This window comes from Sphingomonas kyeonggiensis (genome assembly GCF_014204495.1).
In the GTDB taxonomy this organism is placed as follows: Bacteria; Pseudomonadota; Alphaproteobacteria; order Sphingomonadales; family Sphingomonadaceae; genus Sphingomonas; species Sphingomonas kyeonggiensis_A.
The window spans coordinates 79,785-102,308 of sequence record NZ_JACHLN010000002.1 but is presented as its reverse complement, the minus strand read 5'-3'; the positions used below and the strand labels follow the sequence as shown (position 1 = coordinate 102,308).

Here is a 22,524-nt window from a genome sequence, read left to right as displayed (position 1 = left end):
CTTCGCTCCTGAAAAATGGGCCGGCAGTCCATGGGAACTGCCGGCCCAGGAGGGTTGGCTCGTTAGAAGCGGACGCGCACGCCGCCCGAGAAGCGCGGCTCGAACCGGTTCTGCGAGTGGTACTGCTTCGAGTCGTCGTCGAACTGGAAGTAGTAGCGCTCGCGCTCGCCGAAGATGTTCGAGCCGTTCACGTAGACCGCGAAGGCGTCGTTGATGTTGTAGGTCACGTTGGCGTCCACATACTGCGCGGTATCCTGGTAGATGCCGATGCCGCCGAAGGTGGAGGCCAGGCGCGGCGTGCGGTAGTTGTACGCCACGCGCAGCTGCAGGTGATCGTCCTGGTACCAGCCGACCAGGTTGACCTGGCTCTTCGAGTTATCCGGGAACGGGAAGCGCGAACCGTCGAGTGCACGGCCGTTCTGCTTGCTGTCCGAATAGGTGTAGTTGGCGTCGATACCGAAGTTGCGGAAGAAACCGCTGCCGATCAGGTCACTGAAGGCAAGCTTCGCCCCCACTTCGAATCCCTGCAACGACCCACCCGTCCCCTGCTCCGGCTGCGTCACCGGAACCGCGCGACGGATCACGCCGTCACCGTCGGCGAAGCGGCCCGCGCCCGGCGTGGTGCGGCTCTGGACGAAGCTGTTGATGTCCAGCTTGAACGCACCGACGTTGAACATCGAGGCGCGACCCAGATAATATTCCAGGCTCACGTCATAGTTGTTCGAACGCCACGGGTTGAGGTTCGGGTTGCCGCTCGAGCTGGCGCCGGTGACCTGGCGCACGCCGCACGGCGCGTCCGTCGGCCCCGGCGTGCCCGAGCAGGGCGAGTCCGCGGTCGAGATGGTCAGGCCGCCGCCATAATTGCCCAGATCCAGCGGGATCATCGTCTTGGCGAAGGCCGCACGGACCCGCAGCTGGCGCGTGAAGTCGTACGACAGCGTGACGGTGGGCAGCCAGTCGAGATACGAGCGGCGCGAAACCACGTCGCCGGTATCAAGGTTGGTGTCACCATAGGCGCGCGTGTCGCCGGTGAGGTTCTGCTTCACGGTCAGCTTGGTGTTGATCACGCGCAGGCCGAGATTGGCCTTGAACCCGCCGGTGGAGAAGGCGGTGTTCAGGTACGCGCTCTCCTCGACCAGGTCGACGTCATAGGTGTTGCCCGGGATGGTGACTTCGGTCGACGGACCGAACACCTTGTCCTGGAACGCCTTCACGTCGTCGAACGCCTTGGGATCGGCGACCCACAGGCCCGGCATGCCGTTGACCACGCCGCCCCAGTTGGTCTGGAAATAGACCGGGGTATAGGCGTTGAGCTTGGTCGGACGGTTGACGGTATAGCCCTGGAAGCAGGTCGGCGTGTTGGCCACCGTGGCCGCGGTGCAGTTCGACGGCGCGGTCGCCGCCGGCAGTGCCGCATTGTACCCCGGGTTGGAAACGAACTCGCCCGCCGAACACTGGGCGTTGTCCATCACCACGTCGATCGCCTTCCACTGCGCAAGGCAGCCTTCCGGAACCGCGGCGCCGTTGCCGCCGTAGAAGTTCGAGAAGAGGTGGAAGTTGCGGATCTGGGTCTGGCGGTCCGAACGACGGACGCCGACATCGACGCGGTTGAGCAGGCCGAACAGGCCGCCTTCGTCGAAATCATAGCTGCCATCGGCGCGGAACACGCCCAGGCTCGCATGGTTCTCCTGGTTGCCCTCGGACGAGAAGGCCGCGACAGCATAGCTGTCGAGATTGGCCATATAGTCCTTGAGCGTCTTGCCGGCGCCCAGGCCGCCCGAGATGGCGGTGTCGAAGCCGCTGATCGCCGGGTTCGAGCCGCGCAGGTCGAGATGGAGCTGCGGGTCCTGGCCATAGCCGAGCGGATTCGGGTTGATGTAGCGCCCGCCGCGCGAACCGACCACGCCGTTCGAATATTGCGACGCGGGATACTGCGACGCGATGTTCGCCGGGTAGAACGGGCCACGGGTGCGGTCGGCGGCGTTGCGGAACAGCGTGAAGGCGCGGCCCGGCGCGTACTGCCAGTTGCTCAGATCGCCCTGCACCTGGCCGTTCATGCTGCGCATGTTGGCGTTGGACTTCAGCGCGCGGGCGCTGAACTTGAAGTTGTCCTTGTCGTAGTCGATCTGGAAATTGTAGTTGGTCGAGTGCTCGCGCGCGGTGCGGTTGACCGAGAACGAGTTGAACCACCAGACATTGAGATCATACTGGTTCACGTCCAGCCAGGGCTGGCCGTTGCCGGCGGTCTGGCCCGAGGGCGTGCTGTCGGTCGGCGTGGTCCAGCCAAGGCCGTTCCAGCGGTTCGAGATGTTGATGCCGGCGGCGCGGTTGTGCTCGACCAGCTCGGTGTGGAAGACTTCGCCGGTGACGGTCCAGTCGTCGTCGATCTTGAACTGGACGGCGCCGTTGATGCCGAAGCGCTGGCGCTCGACTTCGCGGTTGAAGAATTCATAGCCGTGCGGCGAGATCCAGTTGTTGCCGGAGCCGCCCCAGTCGTTGTTGCCGAACACGCCGCCGCCGATGCCGGCATAGCTGTTGCCCAGGCGGTTGCGGCTATAGGTCGCGCCGACCATCGCGCCGAAGCGGTCGCTGCGCCAGCTGGCCAGGCCGCTGAACAGATAGTCGTTATGCTTGGTGTTCGAGCCCCGGGCATATTCGCCCTGCCCCGAGAACACGAAGCCTTCCTTCATGTCGAACGGACGGCGGGTGCGCAGGTCGATCGTGCCGGAGATGCCCGACAGCGCGTTGCGCGTGTCCTGCGACTTGTAGACGACCACGGCGTTCATCAGCTGCGCCGGGATGTCATTGAGGTTCGGCTGCGCGGTGCCGAGGTTGCCCGGGCTCAGATACTGCTCGCCATTGAGCAGCGTGATCACCTGCGGCAGGCCGCGGATGTTGACCGTCGAGCCTTCGCCGGCGCTGCGCTGGATCTGGACGCCCGAGATGCGCTGCAGCGCATCGACGATCGTCACGTCCGGCAGCTTACCGATGTCTTCCGACGAGATCGCATCGACGATCGCCGTCTCGTTGCGCTTGATATCGACCGACTTGGCCTGCGACGCACGGATGCCGGTGACGACGATCTCTTCACCCGCGTCCTGCGTGTCCTGCGGCACCACAGCCGTATCCTGGGCCCATGCCGGCGCGACCATCGCGGTCGTCGCCAGCAAGCCGGCCATCAAACTGGATATTCCCTTCATTCCCTTCGTCCTCCCACTCTGTTCCGCACCTCGACGCATCTACGCGCGCCTCACCCGGTGCTGTCCCGTCAGGGCGCCAGCCGGCGCTCCTGCAAATCCGCCGCGCCCGTGAGCACCGGTTGTCCGGCATCCCGCGAGATCGCGACGCGATAGGTTCCCGCCGCGACGTGCCAGCCCGGCTGGGCGGTGTCGTAGTCCGCGACGATGCGCGGCTCGGCGGTGAGCGTGATCCGGCGGGTCTCGCCGGGCTTGAGCGTCACCCGCTCGAAGCCCGCGAGGCGCAGCGGGCGGGTGCCCGTGGCCGGAGTCACGTAAAGCTGGGGCACATCGGCGCCTTCGCGCCTGCCGCGATTGGTGACGTCGAAGCTCACCGTCAGCGCGGCACCGCCCTCCACCTTGAGGTTGGCATAGGCGAACTGGGTGTAGCTGAGCCCGTAGCCGAACGGGAAAGCCGGACGCTGGCCCTGCTTGGCGTACCAGCGATAGCCGACGTCCGAGCCTTCCTTGTAATCGATCACGAACGGCTTGATCGCCCGCGCGTCCTGCCCGCGATCGGGCGATGCCTTGACCTGGTCGAAGCCCGGCACCGTGGGGCGCGGCGCCTGGTCGATCGATGCCGGGAAAGTGATCGGCAAGCGGCCCGAGGGGTTCACCTCGCCGAACAGCACTCGCGCCACCGCCTCGCCGCCGCGCTGGCCGGGATACCAGGCGGCAAGCACCGCCGGCACCTGCTTGAGCCAGGGCATCAGCACCGGTCCGCCGGTATTGAGCACCACGGCCGTCTTCGGATTGGCGGCGGCAACCGCAGCGATCACCGCATTCTGGTTGCCCTCCAGGTCGATCGTCTCGGGATCCTCGGCCTCGGTGGTCCACTGGGTGGCCCAGACGATCGCCAGGTCCGCGTTCCTCGCCGCCGCGGCGGCAGCTTCGGGGTTGCTGCCATCGACGAAATCGACGCGCGCCTTGGGGGCCAGCGCACGGATTGCCGCGAGCGGCGAGGACGCGTGCCAGGTCACGCGCACGAAGGACGCGGCCGGGCCGTTCTTGAGCGGGATCTCCAGCGGAATGCCGCCGGTCGAGCGGACCTGCGACGAGCCGCCGCCCGAGAGCACGCCGATATCGGCATGGCCGCCGATCAGCACGATCCGCTTGGCGGTCTTCGCCAGCGGCAGGATGTTCTTCTCGTTCTTGAGCAGCACGATGCCCGCTTCGGCCGCGCGCTGGGCGACGTCGGCGTTCTTCGCGGTATCGATCGGCTGCGGCGTCTCGACCACCGGCGCGTCCATCACGCCCGCCGAGAACATGCCATTGAGGATGCGCCGCGCCATGTCGTCGAGCCGCGCCATCGGCAGCGCGCCGCTCTCCACCGCCTTGCGCAGATCGGCGCGGAAGAAGGGATGCGTGTCGAGCTCGCCGCCCGATTGCTGGTCGAGCCCGTTGCGCGCCGCCTTCACCGTCGAATGCACCGCCCCCCAGTCGGACATCACAAAGCCCGGATAGGCCCAGTCCTGCTTGAGCACGGTGTTGAGCAGGAACGCGTTCTCGCAGGCGAAGTCGCCATTGACCGACATGTAGGCGCACATCACCGAGCCCGGCTTGCCGCGCTCGATCGCCAGCTCGAAGGCGAGCAGGTCGCTTTCCCGGAACGCCGCCTCGCCGATCTTCGCATCGCTGACGAAGCGGCCGGTCTCCTGCGCGTTCAGCGCGAAATGCTTGATCGTCGAGATGATGCGGTTCGACTGGATGCCCTTGATCGACTCGCCCGCAAGCGTGCCGGCGAGCAGCGGATCCTCGCCCAGATATTCGAAGTTGCGGCCGCCCCAGGGGTCGCGGGTCAGGTTGATCCCGCCGGCGAGCATCACGTTGAAGCGCTTGGCCCGCGCCTCCCCACCGATCATCGCGCCGCTCTCATAGGCGAGCTTGGGATCGAAGCTGGCGGCGAGCGCCAGGCCCGAAGGGAGCGCGGTGGCGGTATCGCCCTTGCGCTGCTCGACCTGGTTGGCGACGCCGAGGCTGGCATCGGTCTCGCGCAGCGCCGGGATGCCCAGGCGCGGGATCGCCGGCTGCTGGCCGGCCGAGGGGATCAGGTCGGTCGGCGCGTCGGGCCCCTTCGCGAAGGGCGGGAACCAAGTGTAGACGAGCGCCAGCTTCTCCTCGAGCGTCATCGCCGCGAGGAGCATCTCCACGCGGGCAGCCGCGGGAAGCTTGGGATCGGCCCAGGGGCGGGCGGAAGGATCGGCTTGAGCCGGTGACGCGGCGGGTGCGACCTGCGCGTGCGCGGTCATCGTCCCGGCAAGCGCGGTGGTGGCAAGCAACGCCATGGAGCGCGCCACGTGCCGCAGGCTGAACAACATTCACCTCTCCCCTTCGGCGCATGCAACAGCGCCGCGCACGCCCGGGGGCGTGCCTGTTTATCCGATCCAACCTGGGGGAGGCCTATTCCGACAACGCTGTCGGATTCAGCGACAAACTAAGCCGACGACACCTCGTGGCGCGCACGGCAGCCTGTTCCAACACCCCTCTATCGTTCGCGGAGTCTTGCGCTCCAATGAGGTGCTTAGAGCATAAATTGAGAGCGTTCTCAAGAACGTTCTCAATTTTGTTACAGCCATAGTGGCAGCTTACAGTCAAAGTGTTGTAAGAAAGCGATATTCCGGCAGGTTTTCGGCTATTTTCCGGCGTAGCGGACCGCTATTTCGCCGGCTCGAACAAGCTCGTCGCGCACCGATTTTTCGCGATTTTTGGAAGCGCTTTCAATCGACTGACCCGGCGATTCCCCGGCCGGCACGGCGGCACCCAGCCGTGCGATGCCCGCCGGAACAGGCCGGACAGCGGCAACCTCGATACGCGGCGCGCCCGCAGGCTCAATCCGCTCGCGGCGGATCGGGCGGGTGCGCAACACCAGCATCCTGCCGCCGCGGGTGGTGCGCAGGCGTGGCCCCTGCCCCGCGTCATCCGACACCGCAAGCGTCGCGCCGTCGCGATTGACCGACCAGATCACCCGGTAGCGCGCCGCCAGTTCGGCAGCAGCCACCGGCGCGGCAAACTTGTTGTCGAGCACCCAGCTTTGCCCGTCCGCCTCGACGAACAGCACCGCATGCTGCTCGGCATCCCGATTGTCCCACACGATCGCCAGCCGCATCGCGGACTCGGCAAGCCCCAGCTCGCGCAATGCGAAATATTTGGTGAGCGCGAAATCCTCGCAGTCGCCACCGCGCGCGAACATCTCGGCGGGTGTTTCCCAGCGATCCGCCATGCCCCAATTGGCGAGATCCGGAACATAGGGCAGCTTGTTGACCACCGCCTGGACGCCGGCGACCCGATCGGCAACCGGCTTTCCCTGCAGCCCGGCAAAGGCGGCACGCCAGCCCGAGGGACCGCATTCGGCCGGCAGCTCATCGGCGGGCATCATGCAATGAAGCGGGTTTCGAGCGGCCGGATCGCGTGCGGCGCGGGCAAGCACATCGGTCCAGCGCGGCGCATCCGCCAGGCGAAGCGCAACCACGCCCTCGCCCGCCGAATCACCCGCGGCCGCCATCGCGGCGGACACGGACTGCCCCCAGGCCAGTGCCGCACAGGCAAGCACCAGCCGCGATGAAGATACGCGACGCAAAGCCCCAAACCCCCGGTTCTACGGAGGCTGGGATACGCCCGGGCGCCCTAAGGTCGGGCTAACAAACCCCTAAGTATAAGCCACTGAGAATGGTTATTATTTATGGTTACGCATTGGTTTAACCCGCAGAACGCACAGTGAACGGAATCTATGACTCATGATCTATCCAGAAACAAAGCAGACATAAACAAATAGTCCCGTTGTGGATCAGTGCATTATTGCAAATATTGGCCAGTTAACGCTGACTCCATCTTCCTGAGTCCCACAAAGCCATTGTAAGACCCGACTCTAATGCAACCGATTCGGGGCATCGTTTCCGGCTGCGCAAATCTCGGAGGGGGGACCGGGGCTATGGGACTTAACCGTCGCTGGTTGTTTATTATTGCTGCGGCCGCGATCGTGCCGATCGAGGCGGCGCACGCCCAGCAGACCGTAAATCCCGGACGACTCGACGAGCGGCTGCGCCCGGCGGACAAGGTCCCCGATGCCCGCTCGGTCGATGTGCCCGAGCTTCCCCGCCAGCAGGGCACGCCCGAGTCCGCCGTGCAGGTCCGCTTGACCGCGGTGCGCTTCGAGGGCGTGACCGCCGTGCCGGTCGCCGCGCTCGATGCGATCGCCGCACCCTATCTCAACCGCGACATGCCGCTCGCCGAGCTGTTCAAGCTCGCCGAGGAAGTCACCGCCGAATATCGCCGCCGTGGCTTCGTGCTGTCGCGCGCGGTGGTCGGCCCGCAGCGCATCGAGAATGGCGTGCTGACGATCCAGGTGGTCGAGGGCCATATCGGCGCGACAAAGATCGAGGGCGAGGCCGGCGGCTATGCGCCCTATCTGCGCGGCTATCTGGCCAGCGTCGCCGCCGAGCGCCCCACCTCGGGCGCATCGCTTACCCGGGCGCTGCTGCTCGCCCGTGACCTGCAGGGCGTCGATGTCCGCGCAGTGCTCACCCCCTCCCCCAGCGAAGTCGGCGCCGCCGACCTGACGCTGGCGGTCGAGCGCAAGGGGATCGAGGGCTTTGTCGCCGCCGACAATCGCGGCTCGCGCTGGCTGGGCCCGGTCCAGATCTATGGCGGCCTGTCGTTCAACGACATGCTCGGCGCGGGCGAGCGCATCTCGATCACCGCGGTCAGCGCGCCGGCCCACAGGGAACTGGGTTTCCTGTCGCTCAGCTATGACCAGCCGATCGGCAGTTCGGGCCTGCGCCTCACCGCGTTCGGCAGCTATGCCGCTACCCATCCGGGCGACGAGCTCCGCCTGCTCGATCTGCGCGGCCGCAGCGCCACCTATGGCGTCGCGCTGCGCTATCCGTTCGTACGCAGCCGCGAGACCAATCTGTTCGGCCGGCTGGTGTTCACCGGCCGCGACAGCAGCTCGCGCAACGTCGTCATCGATCCGATCTTCGACGATGCCACCCGCACCGTGCAGGCCGAGCTCTACGGCAATTATGCCGCGCCCTGGGGCGGGATCCTGAACGTGCGTGCCTCGGTCACCCAGGGGTTCGACGCGCTGGGTGCGACGGTGCGCGGCGATGCGAACAAGTCGCGCGCGACCGGCTCGGGCGTGTTCACCCGGCTGAACGCCGAAGTCTCCTTTGCCTATGGCGTGGGCGGCGGCCTCTATTTCCAGGCGAGCGGCACGGTCCAGTATAGCGGCCAGAGCCTGCTCGCGAGCGAGGAGTTCGGGCTGGGCGGCGAGCAGTTCGCCCATGCCTATGATCCGTCCGAAGTGACCGGCGACAAGGGCGCCGCCGGCCGGATCGAGGTCTTCTACGCCGGCAATTTCCAGGGCGGCACGGTCCAGCCCTATGGCTTCTACGAAGCCGGCAAGGTCGCGCAGAACCACCCGCTGCCGGGCGAGCCGCTCACCGCCTCGCTGGAATCGGCGGGCGGCGGCATCCGTATCGGGCTGCGGCCCGGCATCAACGGCTCGGTCGAGTATGCCAAGCCGATCAACCGGCCCGTCGCCTCGCGCGGCGACAAGGATGGCCGGGTCTTCTTCTCGCTGAGCATGTCGTTCTGATCGGCTCTGCCGATCGCGTGCGTACCTGACTGAGAATTGCGGGCTGGCCACCCCGAAGCGGCCGAACAGGGATGAGGGATATGAGCAAGCTGCACCGCGCCAAGGCCGCTATTGCCTCGAGCCAGGCCTCGCGCCGTCTGAAACGATCGAGCCTGCTGGTCTCGGCGGCGGTCGCGGCGATCATGCTCGCCAATCCGGCGCATGCCCAGCTCGCTTCCAATGCCCTGCCCACCGGCGGCGACGTCGTGGCAGGATCGGCGACGATCGGTACCCCCACCCCGTCGAGCATGACGATCAACCAGAACACCGATCGCGCGGTGATCAACTGGAACACGTTCGACATCGGATCGGGCGCGAGCGTCACCTTCGTCCAGCCCTCCACCACTTCGATCGCGGTCAACCGCGTGATCAGCGGCGCCGCGCCGTCGGAGATCGCCGGCCAGCTCAATGCGAACGGCCGGGTGGCGATCCTCAACCCGAACGGCGTGCTGTTCTCGGGCACCGCCAACGTCAATGTCGGCAGCCTGATCGCCTCGACCGGCGACATCGACCAGACCGCCTTCATGTCGGGCGGCAATCTCGACATCACCGGTGCCACCGGCGGCGAGATCGTCGTCAACGGCAACATCAACATCACCGCCGGCAATCTCGGCCTCGCCGCCTTTGTCGCGCCGACGGTGCGCAACAGCGGCGTGATCACCGCCACCGCCGGCCGTGTCCAGCTGGGCGGCGGCACCGCCTTCACGCTCGACCTCGCCGGCGACGGCCTGCTCAGCATCGGCGTGCCCGCGAGCAGCGCGCTGGTCGAGAATAACGGCCAGATCTTCGCCGAGGGCGGCCGCATCCAGATGTCGGCGAAGAGCGCCGGCGCTGCGGTCGACAATCTCGTCAACACCGGCACGCTCAGCGTCGATTCCGCCACGATCGACAATGGCACGATCGTGCTCGAGGCGGTGGGCGGCAGCGCGAACCTGCGCGGCACGGTCGCGGCGAACGATCGCGCCAGCATCAGCCAGAACATCCTGATCAGCTCCGATCAGGCCGTGAACATCTCGGGCAACCTCAGCGGAGCCTCGGGCACGGTCAACATCACCGCGCCGCACATCTATGGCGCGGGCAAGGTCAGCACCGCCACCGCGCTGAAGCTCAACCTGAGCAACAACGGCACCGACACCACCGGCCTCGGCAACTACATCAACGATGCGCTGGGCGTGATCGGCACCACCGGTTTCGGCACCACGATCCGGCTCGGCGCCGGCGTCTACCGGTCGGGCGTCCGCATCGACGCGAGCGACGTGACGATCGACGGCCAGGGCGTCGCGAAGATCGGCTGGACCAGCGGGATCGAGAACGCGATCGACATCTGGGGCGATTACGTCACGATCAAGAACCTGGAGATCTCGGGTCCGGCAACGAGCGGCTATACCAGCTATGCCTGGGGCAGCACCGTTTCGCGCGGCATCTTCGTCAATCGCTATGCCGACACCGTCCAGCTGCTGAACAACAACATCCACGACATCCGCACCGGCATCATCGTCGATGGGCGGAACACGAACACCTATCTGCTCAACAACACGATCGACAACACCAAGTCGGCGATCTCGATCCAGTATACCGACGGATCGAACGTCACGATGACGGGCAATCACGGCTCCACCTATGGCAATGAGTGGGGCATCAACCTCCACCTGAACGGCATCCTGCAGGCGGATGGCGTCACCATCCTGCCTTCGCAGGGTTCGCTCGGCGCCAGCACCCCGCTCGCCGAGCAGCAGCGCCTGCTCGCGCTGCGCGCCGCCAATGGCGGCATGGAAGTACAGAACCAGGCGTATTCGGCGTCGAACCGCACCGCTGTCTATGTCTCTACCACCGGCAGCGACAGCAACCAGGGCAGCCGCCTCGGCACGCTCGCCAGCGTCCAGGCCGGCGTCAACGCCGTGGTCACCGGCGGTACCGTCAACGTCGCCGACGGTACCTACAACCTGTCGAACACGCTGTTCATCCAGAAGAGCCTGACGCTGCTCGGCGCGAGCGAGGCGGGCACGATCTTCGACGCCTCGGGCCTCGGCGTCTACGGCATGCGCGTCCATGCCGATAACGTGTCGGTCGGCAACTTCACCCTGCTCGCTCCCAGCGCGTCGAGCAGCTCGACCTATGGCATGAAGGTCGAGGTCGGCGCGGGCGATGCCAACGGCAATGCCCGGATCGACAATTTCGCGATCAGCAACGTCTCGATCAGCGGCTCGCGCAAGACCGGGCTCGACCTGAACTCGGTGATCGGCGCGACGATCGACAACGTCAATGTGACGGGCGCGCTCGCCGGCAACGGCATCTCGATCACCGACAGCGCCGATATCCTCGTCAGGAACTCCACCACCTCGAACAACGCCTGGGGCGGCCTTGCGCTGTACCTGGCCAACCGCCCGACCGGCAGCGACCAGCAGCTCACCGGCATCACGATCGAGGGCAATAACAGCTTTGGCGAAGCCAATGGCCTGTACCTGCAGGACAGCTCGACGCTCCACAATGCGGGAGCGCTGAGCATCGCGGGCTTCGACAGCATCGTCCGCAACGGCGAGTACATCTTCTTCCGCACCGGCCTGGGCAACGCGACCAGCTATGCCGCCGCGCTGGGCGCCAGCGCCTCGGTCGAAGGCTGGGCGGGCACCGGCGGCGACAACAGCTTCACCGTGATCGCCGGCATGAGCATCGGCGCGGCGGCGCGCGATGTCCGCGCGGGCGGCAGCATCAATGTCGGCGCCGGCACCTATGCCGAGAACGTCGTGATCAACAAGGCGGGCGTCAGCCTGCTCGGCGCCGGCCGCGACGTGACCACGATCAACGGCATCTCGGGCGTCGGCGCGCTCGGCACGGTGACGCTGGCGGCGGGCTCGAGCAATACGACGCTCAGCGGCTTCACGATCAACGGCATCGAGAACGGCAACCCGGGCAGCGAGACCGCCGCGGTCTATCTCCAGCAGACCAACACCGGCTCGCGGATCACCGGCAACCGCATCGTCGCCGCGGGCGATCTCGGCCTCGTCTCCGAATGGGGCTATGCGATCACCGGGCTGGTCGTCGACGGCAACATCATCACCGGCAAGACCTATGTCGGCGCGGCCCCCGCGACCGGCGACCAGTTCACCGTGCCCAACGTCTCGCGCCAGCTCGTAGCACTCGGCGGCGGCGGCGTGGGCGGCGGGATCAGCTTCACCAACAATGTGGTCAACGGCGATTCCGGTCTGAACACCGGCGTGACGATCGACTCCGCCGGCTCGACGATCACCGGCAACAGCTTCGCCACCACCACCGGCGGCTTCGGCGCGATGCTGCGCGTGCGCGGCGCGGGCGCGACCCTCACCGGCAACGCCTTCGACATGGCCGGCGTCGCCTATACCGCCAACGGCCTCTATATCAGCGACGCCGCGCTGGGCACGGCCAGCTTCGCCGACCTGCTCGCCGCCAACACGCTGACCGGCGCCGGCGCCTGGTCGGACCTTTCGGCGACCGGCTATCACACGTTCAGCCGCAACATCCAGGCGGCGGTCAACGAAGCCGCCCCCGGCGCCATCGTCACCATCCGCCCGGGCGACTATCTCGAAGGCGTCACCGGCGTCGGCTACTACGGCGATGCCGGCGCGCAGAGCTTCGGCTTGTACCTCTACAAGGACAACATCACCCTGCGCGGCGTCGATGCCGCCGGCAACGCGATCACCGACGCCGACGACGTCGCCGCCTTCATCACCGCCCGCTACCAGGCCGGTTTCGGCGCGCAGCACTTCATCTCGGGCAACGGCATCACCATCGAGGGCCTGGGCTTCAAGCCCGCCGCCGCCGGCGACAACAAGACCGTCGAGGTGATCGGCAACGCCTTCACCCTGCGCAACTCGGTGATCGACAACAGCGGCAACCAGACCGCCGCCAACCTCTATATCGACGACTTCAACGATCCGGCCCGCACCCGGCTCGAGAGCTTCACGATCACCGGCAACAAGTTCCTCGGCGGCACCTATGCCAGCGCGATGGTCGTCGTCGCCGCGGGCGCCGGCCGCACCACAGACGCCTCGAACCGGGTCTTCGCCAACAACAGCCTGACCAGCAGCCTCACCGGCATGCGCGGCTTCCAGATCCAGGGCTATATGCCCAACACGCCGTGGCAGCAGCTCTACGCCGGCGCGGTGACGGTGACCGGCAACAGCTTCGACGTCGATATCCCCGTGCGCACCGTCGGCCTGCTGAGCAGCGCCTTCGCCTGGGACGATGTGTTCCGCAACAACGGCAACAGCTTCCTGCGCGGTGGCGTGCTCGCCTATGAGGGCAGCTCGACCAGCGCTCGTGCCACGATCACGGCAGGCGGCGATCCCGACATCCGCATCACCAGCACGATCGACGCCTCGATCGCCCGCGCCCAGGCCGGCGACACGGTGCGTATCCTCGACGGCACCTATGTGCTCGGCGCGCAGCTCAAGATCGATCGCGGCATCGCGCTGATCGGCCAGTCGCAGGCCGGCACGATCCTCGACGGCCGCACCGTCAACAATGGCGGCGGTCTCGGCACGATCGGCGTCTATGCCGACAACACCAGTCTCGCCAACTTCACCCTGCTCGGCAGCACGCTCTCGGGCGGCAATTACGGCATCAAGGTCCAGCCCAACCCGGTCAGCTACGCGCCGAGCCAGCGCATCAGCAACGTCACGATCAGCGACGTGACGGTGAAGGGCTCGCGCCGCGCCGAGCTCGACATCAACGGCGCCGTCGGCGTCACGATCACCAACTTCACCGCCGACGGCCAGAACACCGAGGGCGCCGGCGTCCAGATCACCGACAGCGCGAACGTCACGCTGAACGGCGTCCACACGCTGAACAACAACTGGGGCGGCGTCGCGCTCTATCAGACCAACCGCGCGGGTGGCTATGACGGCCAGACCACCAACATCAGCATCGACGCCGCGCAGAACAATTTCGAGGAATTCAACGGGCTGTTCTCGCAGCTGGAATCGACGACGCAGGGCTTCGGCCAGCTCAACCTGACCGGCTATGGCTATGCCCTGCGCAACACCGATCACCGCGCCAATGGCGGCCAGTTCACCTATTTCCGCACGACGCTTCAGGATGCCACGACGTTCGGGCTCAGCCTCGGCTTCGGCTACAGCACCTCGCTCGAAAACTATACCGGCACCGGCTTCAGCAACATCTTCACCGTCGTCCCCGGGCTGACGATCAGCGCGGCCGCGCGTGACGTCCGCACGGGCGGCACGATCAACGTCGCCGCCGGCACCTATGGCGCGAACGCGTCGATCACCACCAACGGCGTATCGCTGATCGGCGCGGCCGGCGCGAAGATCGACGCCAGCACCAGCGGCAGCAACGGCATCACGATCAACGCCGACGGCGTCACCGTCTCCGGCTTCGAGATCTTCGGCCCGGCCGACCAGAGCTATGTCACCTATGTCTGGCCGACGATCACCCGCGGCATCGTCGTCGCCAATGGCGCCGACAATGTCACCGTCACCGGCAACACCATCACCGGGGTGCGCAACGGCATCCTGATCGACGGCCGCAACACCGGCACGTCGCTGACCAACAACGTCATCGACAACACCAAGAGCGCGATCTCGGTCCAGTATACCGACGGCTCGAACCTCAACATCGCCGGCAACAGCGAAGGCGCGTTCGGCAATGAATGGGGCATCATCACCTATCTGAACGGCATCTGGAACGGCACGACGATCACGCCTTCGGCCGGCGCGCTCGGCCCGAACACGCCGCTCAGCGAGCAGGCCCGCCTGCTCGCCCTCGCCGCGGCCAATGGCGGCATGGCGGTCTACAACCAGGGTTACAGCGCGGCGAACCGCACCCGCGCCTATGTCACCACTAGTGGCACCGCCGGCGCCCAGGGCAGCCAGCGCACCCTGCTCAACCTCCAGGGCGGCCTCGATGCCGTGGTCTCGGGCGGCACCGTCTATATCGGCGGCGGGACCTATAACGAGAATGTGACGCTCGACGCGCCGCGCGTGCTGAACATGACCAGCCCGATCACCGTCAACAGCCTGAGCTTCGGCGCGGGCGCCGCCGGCACCAATATCGGCACCAGCATCACCGCCACCGGCGACATGAACATCGCAAGCGGCATGGTGCTGACCGGCGACACGACGCTGCTCGCGGGCGGCGCGCTGAACCTCGGCTCGGTCCTCTCGCCCTATAACCTCACGCTGACCGGCAACACGGTCTCGCTCGGCCAGTCGGTGCTGAACAGCCTGTCCGTGACCGGGACGAGCATCGTCGCCGCCCCTGTCTACACGGTCGGGTCGCAGCAATATGACGGCGCGACCACGCTGAACGGCACCTATTATGCCGGCGACTGGTTCACCGTTTCGGGCCAGGCCACGCTGGCCGGCGACACCTCGATCATCATGACCGAGGGCGATATCGGCATCGCGAGCCTCACCGGCGCCCATGCGTTCAGCGCCTCCGCCGGCACGCGCGACGTCAGCCTGGGCCAGGCGACCGGCCTGGCCTCGATCGCGATCAGCGCGGACGAAATCGTCACGGCGGGCGCTTCGACCAGCGGCGCCCAGAGCTATACCGGCGCGACCACGCTGAACGGCACCTACACCGCGGGTGGCGCCTTCACCGTGAACGGCGCGACGACGCTCGCCGGCGTCACGCAAGTCGATACCAGCACGGGCAATGCCAATATCGCGCTCGGCGCGATCACCGGCGCGACCGACCTCACGCTCCGCGCGGGCAGCGGCAACGTCGTCATCGGCCTCGCCAGCGGCCTCGCCAACCTGTCCGTCTACGGCACCAGCATCACGACCGTGGGCGCCACCACCAGCGGCGCGCAGCTCTACAGCGGCAGCCTCATCTCGCTGGGCGGAAACTTCGCTGCCGGCAGCAGCCTGACCTTCGGCGGCGCGACCCAGCTGACCGCCGACGCCAATGTCGACGGCAATGGCAGCGACACCGGCTTCAACGTCGACTTCGGCACGATCGCCGGCAACGGCCACAATCTCGTCGCCACCGCGCATGGCGGCCAGCTGCGCTTCGGCACCGTCTCCAATGTCGGCACGCTCACCGGCACCGGCGGCATGATCCTCTCGCAGGGCGCCAGCACCAATGGCGCGCAGACCTATAATGGCGGCGGCTCGTTCTCGGGCACCTATGCCACCAATGGCGGCGCATTCACGCTCAACGGCTCGGCCACGCTCGTCGGCACCTACAGCACCGGCGGCGGCGCCTTCGCGATCAACGGCACCTCGATGCTCGGCGGCGCGATGACGGTCACCACGGCGGGCGGCAATGCCAGCTTCGGCAATTTCGCCAGCTTCGGCTTCTCCAGCCCGCTCACCGTGAACGCGGGCACCGGCAACGTCGTCCTCGGCACGGCTACCGGCATCAGCACCTTCACCGCCACCGGCGCGACGATCGCCACCGCGGGCATGACCAGCACCGGCGCGCAGACCTACACCGGCGCGACGACGCTGGCCGGCACCTACACCGCGGGTGGCGCCTTCACCGTGAACGGCGCGACGACGATCGGCGCGAACACCAGCGTCACCGCGGGCGGCAATGCCGGCTTCGGCACCATCGGCGGCACGGGCACCCTGGCGATCGATGGAGGCGCCAACGCCGTCACGCTGGGCGCGGTGACCGGCCTTGCCTCGCTCTCCGCAACCGGCGCGACGATCGCCACCTCCGGCGCCTCGACCAGCGGCGCGCAGAGCTATACCGGCGCGACCACGCTGAACGGCAGCTACGCAACCAACGGCGGCGCCTTCACCGTCACCGGCGCGGCAACCACGGTCAACGCGGTCAGCGTCGCCACCTCGGGCGGCAATGCGAGCCTTGGCACCGTCGGCGGTGCGGGCGGCCTCAGCGTCAACGCCGGCTCCGGCAATGTGACGCTCGGCGCGGTCAGCGGCATCGCCTCGCTCTCGGCGACCGGTGCGAACATCGCCACGGCCGGTGCCACCACTATCGGGGCACAGAGCTACACCGGCGCGACCACCCTCGCGGGCAGCTACGCGACCAACGGCAGCAGCTTCGCAGTCAACGGGGCAAGCACGCTCGGCGGCAACACCAGCATCGCCACGTCGGGCGGCAGCGCCACGCTGGGCACGGTCGGCGCCACCGGTACCGGCAACAGCCTCTCGGTCAACACCGGCATCGGCAGCCTGACCCTGGGCGCCGTCTCGGGCCTCGGGACGCTGACCGCGAGCGGCGGGTCGATCACCACCGCGGGCGCAGTCACGTCCGGCGCGCAGAGCTACACCGGCTCGACCAACCTCAACGGCACCTACGCCGCCGGCGGCGCCTTCACCGTCAACGGCGCGACGACGCTTGGCGGCAACGCCAGCGTCACGGCAGGCGGCAATGCCGTCTTCGGTACGATCGGCGGCGCGCGCGCGCTCGCCCTGGCGGCAACCGGCAGCGTCACGCTCGGCGCGGTCAATGGCCTGACCTCGCTCTCGGTGACCGGCACCGGCATCGCCACCAACGGCGCTGTCACCAGCGGCGCGCAGAGCTACACCGGCGCGACCCTGCTGCGCGGCAACTACACCACCAATGGCGGCACCTTCACCGTCACCGGCACTTCGACTCTCGCCCTCGGCGCCACCAACGTGACGACGCAGGGCGGCAACGCCAGCTTCCGTGCCATCGTCGGCCCGAACAGCGCGCTGAACCTCAACGCCGGCACAGGCAATGTGACGCTGGGCGCGGTCAACGGCATCACGTCGCTCACCGTCACCGGCGCGACGATCACCACGGCCGGCGCCTCGACGGTCGGTGGCCAGACCTATTTCGGCGAGACCCGGTTCGGCGGCAATTACAGCGCGAGCAACTTCAGTGTGCTCGGCAATGCGATCCTCACCGGCTCGACCGTGATGAACACCAATATCGATGGCAGCATCGCCATGGGTTCGGTGATCGGCAACGGCAGCACCAGCTTCTCGGCCAATGCCGGCGGCGACGGCACCGTGCTCGTCCGCTCGGTGACCGGCGTCACCGATCTCTCGCTCACCGGCCGCGTCGTGAACAATTATGGCGCGGTGACCAGCGGGTCGCAGAGCTATACCGGCTCGGTCAGCCTCGCCGGCGAGCACAGCGCGGGCGGTGACTTCACCGTCAACGGCGCGACCGACCTGGCGGAGGACACCAGCGTCACCGCTGGCGGCAATGCCAGCTTCGGCGGCGCGATCACCGGCGCCCAGGCGCTCACGGTCGGCGCGGGCGGCAACGTGACGCTGGGTGCCGTGAGCGGCCTCACCGCGCTCTCGGCAACCGGCAGCTCGATCGCCACGGCCGGCGCCTCGACCAGCGGCGCGCAGAGCTATACCGGCGATACCGTGCTGAACGGCAGCTATGACGCCGCCAGCTTCAGCGCGGGTGCCGCGACGCTGGCCGGTGCGACCAGCGTCACCACCACCGGCGATGCTGCGCTCGGCACGATCGCGGGCGGCGGCAATGCGCTTGCCGTGACCGGCGGCAGCGTCTCGCTCGGCGCCGCTTCGGGCCTGGCTTCGCTCACCGCCACCGGCACGACGATCGCCACCTCGGGCGTGAGCAGCACCGGCGCGCAGAGCTACACCGGCGCAACCAGCCTCAACGGCGCGTACAACACCGGCGGCGGCGCCTTCACGGTCAACGGCGCGGCGGGCACGGTGAATGCCGTGAGCGTCGCCACCGCGGGCGGCAGTGCAAGCTTCGGCACGGTCGGCGGCGCGGGCGGCCTCACCGTCAATGCCGGCACCGGCAGCGTCACCCTCGGCGCGGTGAACGGCATTGCTTCTCTGGCGGTTACCGGCGCGAACATCGCCACCACCGGAGCCGCTACCCTCGGCGCACAGAACTATACGGGTGCGACCAGTCTGAACGGAGTGTACGCCAGCAGTGGCGGATTCACCGTCAGCGGCGCCGTCACGCTGGCCGGCGCCACCACGGTTACCACCCAGGGCGGCAACGCCGTGCTCGGCGCAACCAGCGGTCTGAACGCTCTGGTCGTCAATGTTGGCACGGGCAATGTCACGCTCGGCGCGGCGTCGGGCCTCGCCTCGCTGTCGGTCACCGGCGGCACGATCGTCACTGCCGGTGCTTCGACCAGCGGCGCGCAGAGCTACACCGGCGCCACCGTGCTGGGCGGCGCCTATGCTGCCGGCAGCTTCGCGGTGAACGGCGCCACCAGCCTGGCCGGCGCTACTACCGTGACCACCACCGGCGGCAATGTCTCGCTGGGCAATGTCAGCGGCAGTGCGAACTTCGGCGTGAACACGGGTACGGGGACTGTCTCCGTCGGAGCAGTCACGGGGCTGGCCAGCCTGACCCTTTCCGGCGCAACCATTGCAACAAACGGCGTCTCAACCGTCGGTTCCCAGAGCTACACCGGCGCGACCAGCCTGAATGGCGCCTACACGACCGCCGGCGGCGCTTTCACGGTCGCCGGCGCGACCAACCTGGCGGGCAACACCAGCGTGACCACCGTCAATGGCGCGATCACGCTGGGCACGGTCGATGCGGCGGTGGCCGGCAGCCAGGGCCTCGCGCTCAACGCCGGCTCCGGCTCGGTGGCGCTGGGCAACAGCGGCGCCACCCGCCGCCTCGGCGCGACCACGGTCAATGCCGGCAGCACCGTGCTCAATGGCGGCACCTATGCGGCGAACAGCCTGGCCTTCACCGGCGGCACCGGCGCGACCGTCCGCCTGACCCAGGGCAGCACGACCTTCAACACCACCCTGCCCGGCGGCGCCGGCGGTGCGATCAGCATCCAGCCGGATCTCGTCGGCACGGTGAACGCGCAGCAGAACGTGACCTTCACCGCCGGCAACGGCCTGACCGCGAACAGCGGCGACGTGACGATCGGCAATGCCGGCACCGACGCGATCCGCCTCGGCACGATGAGCGTGACCGGCCACGACTTCACGGGTGCCACCGTGAAGCTCGCCGGCACCTTCACCTCGGTCCTCAGCGGCTCGCAGGCGTTCAGCGCCAACACGCTGGACACGCTGGGCAATGTCAACGCACGCGTGGCCGGCAATGAGAGCGGACCGATCCGCGCCGGCGGCTCGGTGACGATCAACGCAGGCGGTACGGGCAGCGGCTCGATCATCGCAGGCGGCCCGGTCGACCTCGACTATGGCAGCTCGGTCAGCCGCGCGATCACCGCGCAGAGCAACGTCTCGGTGAGCAGCAGCGGCGGCTCGATCACCGGCCCGGTCACCGCAACCGGCGCGGTCGAACTGGTGACCACCACCGGCGCGATCAGCGGCAGCGTCAACGCCGGCGGCGCGGTCACCGCCAGCACGACCAGCGGCAGCATCACAGGCCCGATCACCGCGGGTGGCGCGGTATCGCTCGCCACGGCCAGCGGCGCGATCTCCTCGACCGTCACCAGCGGCGGCTCGGCCTCGCTGACCTCGCAGAGCGGCGCGGTGGGTGCCACCGTTACCGGCACTGGCGGCGTCTCGGTCGCCACCAACGGCAACCTCACGGGCAGCTACACCAGCCCGGGCGCGATCACGCTGACTTCGCTCCGCCCGATCGACGTCACGGTGAACGGCGCGGTGGTGACGGTGACGGCACCCAGCGGCACGGTGACCGGCGTGTTCAGCGAGATCCACACCAACAACACCGGCACGCTGTTCGTGAACGACCAGCCGGTGATCGGCACCGGCACCACCGATGCCCGCCAGATCATCATCGATACCTTCGTGATCCCGGCGGGCGGCAGGGTCGCGGCCAATGGCGAGATCCAGCTGCCGACCGGCCTCGCCCTCGGCCTGATCGCTCCGGCCGGCGACGGCAGGAGCAACCAGCGCCCGCCGGTGGTGGTCAACAGCGTCAGCCGACTCGGCGAGCTGCTGCGCGTCGGCTACACCGCGATCATCATCCAGCTCGACGACAGCAACCTCGAGGTCGAGGAAGAGCTGGCCGGGCAGTAATCCGTCACGTCCCATCGTGTACGAAGGAGGCCGGGGGGAAACTCCCGGCCTTTTCGTCACCTGCGCCCGCCCGGAACGGAGCAAAGCTTTGCGGTCCTCGTTCAGGAGGTCTAGGATCAGTCGCGTCGGGATCGCCAGTCGCAGGGAGCAAGGGCCAAGATGCATGGACCGGGTGAATTCGAACTGTCGCGGCGCGGCATATTGGTCGGCGGCGCGGCGTCCGTGGCGATGACCGCCGCACCACCCATCGCCGAAGCGCAGGAGGCGGCATCCGCCGGCGCCGGTGCGCCGGTGCTGGCCAGGGTCACGCTCAAGGTGAACGGCAAGCCGCACACGCTCGAGCTCGACACCCGCACCACCCTGCTCGACGCGCTGCGCGAGCATCTCCAGTTCACCGGCACCAAGAAGGGCTGCGACCACGGCCAGTGCGGCGCCTGCACCGTGATCGTCGACGGGCGGCGGATCAACTCCTGCCTCAGCCTGGCGGTGATGCACGAGGGCGACAGCGTCACCACGATCGAAGGCCTGGGCACGGCCGAGAAGCTCCACCCGATGCAGGCCGCCTTCGTGAAGCATGACGGCTATCAGTGCGGCTATTGCACCCCCGGCCAGATCTGCTCGGCCGTGGCGGTACTCGACGAGATCCGTGCCGGCATCCCCAGCCACGTCACCGGCGACGTCGCGGGCAAGCCGGCGATGAGCGCCGAGGAAATCCGTGAGCGGATGAGCGGCAACATCTGCCGCTGCGGTGCCTATTCGAACATCGTCGAGGCGATCAGCGAAGTCGCTGCCCGGAGGAAGGCATGAAGGCTTTCACCTATGAGCGCGCGGGCTCGCCCGCCGAGGCCGCCGCGATCGTCGGCCGCACCCAGGGCGCGCGCTTCATCGCGGGCGGCACCAACCTGCTCGACCTGATGAAGCTGCAGATCGAGACGCCGACCCACCTGGTCGATGTCAACCATCTCGGGCTCGACCGGATCGAGGCGACGCCGGAAGGCGGCCTCAGGATCGGCGCGCTGGTCCGCAACACCGATCTCGCCGCCGACAAGCGCGTCCGCAAGGATTACGCCCTGCTCTCCCGCGCGCTCGTCGCGGGTGCCTCGGGCCAGTTGCGCAACAAGGCGACGACCGCGGGCAACCTGCTCCAGCGCACCCGCTGCCCCTATTTCTACGACACCAACCAGCCCTGCAACAAGCGCAAGCCCGGCAGCGGCTGCGCGGCGATCGGCGGGATCAACCGCAGCATGGCGGTGATCGGCGCCAGCGATGCCTGTATCGCCACCCATCCCAGCGACATGGCGATTGCGATGCGCGCGCTCGACGCGGTGGTGGAAACGGTCCGCGCGGACGGCGCGACGCGGGCCATCCCGATCGCCGAGTTCCACACCCTGCCCGGCGACACGCCGAACGTCGAGAACACGCTGGCAGCCGGCGAGTTGATCACTGCGGTGACGTTGCCGAAGCCGATCGGCGGCACGCATATCTACCACAAGGTCCGTGACCGGGCCTCCTATGCCTTCGCACTCGTCTCGGTCGGCGCGATCCTGCAGAAGGACGGCAGCGGCCGCGTCGCGTTCGGCGGCGTCGCGCACAAACCGTGGCGGGTCGAGGCCGCGGAAGCCGCCCTGGCACAGGGCGCGAAGGCGGCAACTGCCCTCGCCTTTGCCGGTGCCAAGCCCACCGAGCAGAACAAGTTCAAGCTGGTGCTTGCCGAGCGCACGCTCGCCGCCGCCATTGCCGAAGCGAGGGCCTGAGC

General features: G+C 67.8%; 7 protein-coding genes. 4 read left to right on the top strand and 3 right to left on the bottom strand.

What is annotated here, in order from left to right:
- Positions 1-62: 62 nt before the first annotated feature.
- The 3 genes from HNP52_RS08205 to HNP52_RS08195 all read right to left on the bottom strand — a co-directional run bounded on the left by HNP52_RS08205 (position 63) and on the right by HNP52_RS08195 (position 6,750).
- The gene (locus HNP52_RS08205; protein ID WP_221416218.1) at positions 63-3,179 is read right to left on the bottom strand and encodes a TonB-dependent receptor; all 3,117 of its coding nucleotides are present in this window, start codon (positions 3,177-3,179) and stop codon (positions 63-65) included.
- A gap of 89 nt (positions 3,180-3,268) precedes the next feature.
- Positions 3,269-5,554 carry a glycoside hydrolase family 3 protein gene (locus HNP52_RS08200; protein WP_260396018.1) on the bottom strand — a complete coding sequence of 762 codons (2,286 nt, stop codon included), beginning with the start codon at positions 5,552-5,554 and terminating at the stop codon, positions 3,269-3,271.
- A gap of 314 nt (positions 5,555-5,868) precedes the next feature.
- Entirely contained in the window at positions 5,869-6,750 is an 882-nt protein-coding gene (locus HNP52_RS08195; RefSeq protein WP_184165324.1) for a transglutaminase-like cysteine peptidase, read from the bottom strand.
- A 414-nt stretch (positions 6,751-7,164) separates the two neighbouring features.
- Here HNP52_RS08195 and HNP52_RS08190 point away from each other — a divergent pair, with 414 nt between their 5' ends.
- From HNP52_RS08190 to HNP52_RS08175, 4 genes are all read left to right on the top strand, one after another.
- A complete protein-coding gene (locus HNP52_RS08190) occupies positions 7,165-8,829 on the top strand; it encodes a ShlB/FhaC/HecB family hemolysin secretion/activation protein (RefSeq protein ID WP_184165321.1) in 1,665 nt (554 codons plus the stop codon).
- Between the two features lie 80 nt (positions 8,830-8,909).
- A complete protein-coding gene (locus HNP52_RS08185; protein WP_184165319.1) occupies positions 8,910-20,768 on the top strand; it encodes an S-layer family protein in 11,859 nt (3,952 codons plus the stop codon).
- 159 nt (positions 20,769-20,927) lie between these two features.
- Entirely contained in the window at positions 20,928-21,575 is a 648-nt protein-coding gene (paoA, locus tag HNP52_RS08180) for an aldehyde dehydrogenase iron-sulfur subunit PaoA (protein ID WP_184165316.1), read from the top strand.
- A complete protein-coding gene (locus HNP52_RS08175; protein ID WP_184165314.1) occupies positions 21,572-22,522 on the top strand; it encodes a xanthine dehydrogenase family protein subunit M in 951 nt (316 codons plus the stop codon). Before paoA ends, HNP52_RS08175 begins: the two co-directional genes overlap by 4 nt.
- Positions 22,523-22,524 lie beyond the last annotated feature (2 nt).

What these genes read in the sequence shown, in the direction of transcription:
- HNP52_RS08190 (WP_184165321.1), top strand. Translation starts at nt 7,165, where the DNA reads ATGGGACTTAACCGTCGCTGGTTGTTTATTATTGCTGCGGCCGCGATC.
- HNP52_RS08205 (WP_221416218.1), bottom strand. Translation starts at nt 3,179, where the DNA reads ATGGCCGGCTTGCTGGCGACGACCGCGATGGTCGCGCCGGCATGGGCC.
- HNP52_RS08200 (WP_260396018.1), bottom strand. Translation starts at nt 5,554, where the DNA reads ATGTTGTTCAGCCTGCGGCACGTGGCGCGCTCCATGGCGTTGCTTGCC.
- HNP52_RS08175 (WP_184165314.1), top strand. Translation starts at nt 21,572, where the DNA reads ATGAAGGCTTTCACCTATGAGCGCGCGGGCTCGCCCGCCGAGGCCGCC.
- paoA (WP_184165316.1), top strand. Translation starts at nt 20,928, where the DNA reads ATGCATGGACCGGGTGAATTCGAACTGTCGCGGCGCGGCATATTGGTC.
- HNP52_RS08185 (WP_184165319.1), top strand. Translation starts at nt 8,910, where the DNA reads ATGAGCAAGCTGCACCGCGCCAAGGCCGCTATTGCCTCGAGCCAGGCC.